This is a genomic window from Flavobacterium sp., assembly GCF_044338735.1.
Lineage (GTDB): Bacteria > Bacteroidota > Bacteroidia > Flavobacteriales > Flavobacteriaceae > Flavobacterium.
The window spans coordinates 1-4932 of sequence record NZ_JBIIWV010000150.1; the positions used below are offsets into that span (position 1 = coordinate 1).

Here is a 4932-nt window from a genome sequence, read left to right on the forward strand (position 1 = left end):
GAGCATATGTTAATGCCACAGGAACTGTATTAGCCGATCAAAACGATCTTACATTGCGAGTTATTAAAGAACGTAAGTTGCCTGGAATGTGGTTGGATTTAAAGAATAGTTTTTTCCAACAAAAAATTTTAAACGCAGCGACTTCTGGGGCTTTATTTAATAACAATGCTTTCAAAGAATACTTTAGAGGATTATTGTTTGAGGTGGAAGCAATTTCTCCTGATCAAGGTGCTCTAGCCATGCTGGATTTTTCAACTGCTGAATTTAAAATTATTTTTAAAGCAGCTACTTTAGCGCCTACAACTGAAGTTCCAAACCCTGCAAAAATAAGAAGAACGTTGAGTCTACAAATGGGTTATAAATCAACGACTAATAAAAAAGCAAATTCTATTAATTTTATTGAGCATACTAGAACCGCAGCATATAATTCGTCATTAACTAGTTCAGATATAGTGAATGGTGATAGTAAACTTTATTTAAAAGGCGGAAATGGTTCAGTGGCTTTTATTGATGTGTTTGGTCCAGATGTGAAAAAGGTAGTAGATGATGTTCTTGTTTCTGACCCAAATGGGAATGGCGTTCCTGATGAGTTAGATGAGTTAAGAATCAACATGAAATTAAATCAATGGCTGATTAATGAGGCAAATTTGGTTTTCTATGTTGACAAAGCAGCTATGTCTGATTCAAAACAAAATGAAGCAGAACGAATCTACATTTTTGATGCTACAAATCATGAACCAATTTTAGATTACTATGCCGATAATTCTTCCGGTTCAAATTTTAAAAAGAATAAAAGTTCGTTTGGAGGAATAATTGAAAGAGAAACGGTCACCGACGTTAATGGAAATAAAAAAGGAATTAAATATAAAGTTAGATTAACAGAATACATTCGTCAATTAATCAAAAACAAAAATACCGATTATGACGATAATGTACGACTGGGTGTTGCTGTGATTGAGGATATTAATACGCCAGCAAATGCATACATTAATCCAGCCAGTCCAATCATTATAGGAACTACTAATGTTCCATTTATCCCTGTTTCTTCAGTTATGAGTCCTTTAGGCACGGTCTTGTATGGAACCAATATACCAGCCGGAGATCCAAACGTTGCAAAAAAATTAAAATTAGAAATATATTTTACTAAACCTAACCAATAATATATGTGTGGAATTGTAGCTTATATAGGTCATAGAGATGCCTATCCAATTATTATTAAAGGATTACATCGATTAGAATATAGAGGATATGATAGTGCCGGAATAGTATTATATGACGGTAAAGAGCTTAAACTTTCAAAAACCAAAGGAAAAGTTTCAGACCTTGAAGCAAAGGCCGAAAAAGAACAAACTCTTTTTGGTAAAGTAGGAATGGGGCATACACGTTGGGCAACTCACGGAGTTCCAAACGATGTTAACTCTCATCCACATTTTTCAAATTCAGGAAAATTAGTCATCATCCACAATGGAATCATTGAAAATTATGAGCCATTAAAACAAGAATTAATTAAAAGAGGTTATACTTTCAAATCGGATACCGATACGGAAGTATTAGTAAATTTAATTGAGGAGGTTAAGAAAAAAGAAAATTGCAAATTAGGAAAAGCGGTTCAAGTAGCATTAAATCAAGTTGTTGGTGCTTATGCTATTGCGGTAATTGATGTTGAAAAACCTGACGAAATTATTGTTGCCCGATTAGGAAGTCCGTTAGCAATAGGAATAGGAGAAGACGAATTTTTTATTGCATCTGATGCAACTCCTTTTATAGAATATACTTCAAATGCTATTTATTTAGAAGATGAAGAAATGGCGATTGTGCGTTTACACAAACCATTAAAAGTTAGAAAAATCAAAGACGATTCATTGGTTGATCCATATATTCAAGAGCTTCAGTTAAACTTGGAACAAATTGAAAAAGGCGGCTATGATCATTTCATGCTGAAAGAAATCTATGAACAACCAAGCGTAATCAAAGACACTTACAGAGGAAGACTTTTGGCAAACAATGGAATTATCCAAATGTCAGGCGTTGAAGATAATTTAGAAAAATTTTTAAATGCAAAACGAATCCTTATTGTAGCTTGTGGAACTTCATGGCATGCAGGATTAGTGGCGGAATACATTATAGAAGAATTCTCAAGAATTCCTGTTGAGGTAGAATATGCGTCCGAATTTAGATACAGAAATCCTATAATTAACAAAGATGATGTTGTAATAGCAATTTCACAATCGGGTGAAACAGCAGATACGTTAGCAGCAATTAAATTAGCTAAAGAAAACGGTGCATTTGTATTTGGAGTCTGTAATGTAGTAGGATCTTCAATTTCTCGCGAAACACATGCGGGAGCTTACACTCATGCAGGTCCAGAAATCGGAGTTGCTTCTACAAAAGCGTTCACTACTCAAATTACTATTCTTACCTTGTTAGCATTACGTTTGGCTAAAGCAAAAGGAACAATGAGTAATTCAGATTACCAACGCTATTTGTTGGAATTAGAATTAATGCCAGAAAAAGTACAAGAAGCGTTATTAACAAATGACGTTGCCAAACAAATTGCCGAAATTTATAAAGACGCAACCAATTGTTTATACTTAGGTAGAGGATATAATTTTCCAGTAGCTTTAGAAGGAGCATTGAAATTAAAAGAAATTTCGTACATACACGCAGAGGGTTATCCGGCTGCAGAGATGAAACACGGCCCTATCGCTTTAATAGATGAACACATGCCAGTTATTGTAATTGCACCAAACAAAGGACATTATGATAAAGTAGTAAGTAATATTCAAGAAATAAAATCGAGAAGTGGAAAAATAATTGCTATAGTTACCAAAGGCGACACACAAGTAAAAGCCTTGGCAGACCACGTTATTGAAATTCCAGAAACAAACGAGCCCTTTACTCCTTTGTTAACGACAATTCCGTTACAGCTTTTGTCCTATCACATTGCTGTTTTGAGAGGTTGTAATGTGGACCAACCCAGAAATTTGGCAAAATCGGTAACAGTAGAATAGTATTTTAAAAGCGAAATTGAAAAATTTCGCTTTTTTCTATAAAAAATTCAAAAAATATATTGCAAAATTGTTTCAAAAAAAACTATCTTTGCACTCGGAAAAATACATCAATTCCCAACATTAATTAGCTATCAAATAAATACATAAGCAATGTCTAGAATCACAGGAAAAGTTGCACAAATTATTGGACCAGTTGTTGACGTCGTTTTTAATGACTCAAATTCTGAATTACCTAAAATTTACGATTCATTAGAAATCACTAAAAAAGACGGTACTTTATTAGTACTAGAAGTTCAATCTCACATTGGTGAAAACACTGTGCGTACCATTTCTATGGACTCTACAGATGGTTTAGCAAGAGGTGTAGAAGTAGTTGCTACTGGTGCGCCAATTCAAATGCCAATTGGAGCAGACGTTTTTGGTCGTTTATTTAATGTAATTGGTGATGCAATTGATGGTTTAGGAAATCTACCTAAAGCAGGTGATAATGGTTTGTCTATTCACAGACCAGCGCCTAAATTTGAAGACTTATCTACTTCTTCTGAAGTTTTATTTACAGGGATTAAAGTAATTGACCTTATTGAACCTTACGCAAAAGGAGGAAAAATTGGATTATTTGGTGGTGCTGGAGTAGGTAAAACAGTATTAATTCAGGAGTTGATTAACAATATTGCAAAAGGTCACGGTGGACTTTCTGTATTCGCAGGAGTAGGAGAAAGAACACGTGAAGGAAATGACTTACTTCGTGAGATGCTTGAGTCTGGAATTATAAAATATGGTGACGATTTCATGCACTCTATGGAAAATGGAGGATGGGATTTATCTAAAGTTGATATGCCAGGAATGAGAGACTCTAAAGCTACTTTCGTTTTCGGACAAATGAATGAGCCACCTGGAGCTCGTGCTCGTGTAGCACTTTCAGGATTATCTATCGCAGAATATTTCCGTGATGGAGCTGGTTCTGACCAAGGGAAAGATGTATTATTCTTCGTGGATAATATCTTCCGTTTTACACAAGCAGGTTCTGAAGTATCGGCTTTATTAGGTCGTATGCCTTCTGCGGTAGGGTACCAACCTACATTAGCAACTGAAATGGGTGCAATGCAAGAGCGTATTACTTCAACTAAAAAAGGATCTATTACTTCAGTTCAAGCGGTTTATGTACCTGCGGATGACTTAACTGACCCTGCACCAGCAACAACGTTTGCTCACTTAGATGCAACAACAGTATTGTCTCGTAAAATTGCTGAGTTAGGTATTTATCCAGCGGTAGATCCATTAGATTCTACTTCTCGTATCTTAACTCCAGAAATCTTAGGTGCAGAACATTATGACTGTGCTCAAAGAGTAAAAGAGATTCTTCAAAAATACAAACAATTACAAGATATCATCGCCATCTTAGGTATGGAAGAGTTATCTGAAGAGGATAAATTATCAGTATCTCGTGCACGTCGTGTTCAACGTTTCTTGTCTCAACCATTCCACGTAGCAGAACAATTTACTGGTATTCCTGGAGTTTTGGTTGATATCAAAGATACCATCAAAGGATTTAATATGATTATTGACGGTGAGTTAGATCACTTACCAGAAGCAGCATTTAACCTTAAAGGTACCATTGAAGAAGCTATTGAAGCTGGACAAAAAATGTTAGCAGAAGCATAAATCAAGCGAAGCTTGATAAACTTCAAAAAATAAAATCACAAATACCATTTTGGAATTTGGAATTTTAAAATTTGGAATTTTAAACTTAAATTATGATTTTAGAAATAGTATCACCAGAAGCTACATTATTCAAAGGAGAAGTTACTTCGGTATCTGTTCCTGGTATTAACGGTGAGTTTCAAATGCTAAATAATCACGCACCTATTGTTTCTTTATTAGGAAAAGGGAATGTGAAAATTAACGCTCAAAATATTTCAAT

General features: G+C 34.8%; 4 protein-coding genes. All 4 read left to right on the top strand.

Going from position 1 to position 4932, the window contains the following annotated elements:
- Positions 1–1160 (top strand): DUF4270 family protein (locus tag ACIQZC_RS08980; protein WP_396138891.1); only part of this gene is annotated, 1160 nt, incomplete at its 5' end.
- A gap of 3 nt (positions 1161–1163) precedes the next feature.
- Positions 1164–3011 (top strand): glutamine--fructose-6-phosphate transaminase (isomerizing), encoded by a 1848-nt coding sequence (glmS, locus tag ACIQZC_RS08985; RefSeq protein ID WP_396138892.1) that lies wholly within the window; start codon positions 1164–1166, stop codon positions 3009–3011.
- Positions 3012–3161: 150 nt separating this feature from the next.
- A complete protein-coding gene (gene atpD / locus ACIQZC_RS08990; protein ID WP_396138893.1) occupies positions 3162–4673 on the top strand; it encodes a F0F1 ATP synthase subunit beta in 1512 nt (503 codons plus the stop codon).
- Between the two features lie 92 nt (positions 4674–4765).
- Positions 4766–4932: FoF1 ATP synthase subunit delta/epsilon (locus ACIQZC_RS08995; RefSeq protein ID WP_396138894.1), on the top strand; the 167-nt coding region annotated here is incomplete at its 3' end.

Bases quoted from the DNA above. Each gene is read 5' to 3' on its own strand.
- atpD (WP_396138893.1), top strand. From the start codon at position 3,162: ATGTCTAGAATCACAGGAAAAGTTGCACAAATTATTGGACCAGTTGTT.
- glmS (WP_396138892.1), top strand. From the start codon at position 1,164: ATGTGTGGAATTGTAGCTTATATAGGTCATAGAGATGCCTATCCAATT.